This is a genomic window from Lacticaseibacillus manihotivorans DSM 13343 = JCM 12514 (assembly GCF_001435035.1).
GTDB classification, from domain to species: Bacteria; Bacillota; Bacilli; order Lactobacillales; family Lactobacillaceae; genus Lacticaseibacillus; species Lacticaseibacillus manihotivorans.
Window position 1 is genome coordinate 1 of the sequence record NZ_AZEU01000122.1, and the last position, 257, is coordinate 257.

The 257-nt window shown below is 47.9% G+C and carries 1 pseudogene; it reads right to left on the bottom strand.

What is annotated here, in order from left to right:
* Positions 1-192, bottom strand: a pseudogene (locus tag FD01_RS16580) (ABC transporter ATP-binding protein); the annotation flags it as partial.
* Between the last annotated feature and the right edge of the window lie 65 nt (positions 193-257).

The window sequence follows — 257 nt, forward strand, 5'->3', positions numbered from 1 at the left end:
CTTTGCGCGGACGGCAGCCAACGGATCAAGCTGATTGTCACTGACATAAAAGCCCAGCCGATACGTTTGATTGCTATACCGTTTGGCGTTGGCATAGATGAAAGTGTTCTCTCCCATCACAAAGGACTTGCTCGTAGTTAACCCCGATTCATTGATGTTTTTGGGGAAGACAACGAACAAGACCAGCGTCACGCCGATTGCCGCCAGGTGGATGTAAGCTGATTCCTGAGACAACTTTTAAGAGAGGGTATAATGAA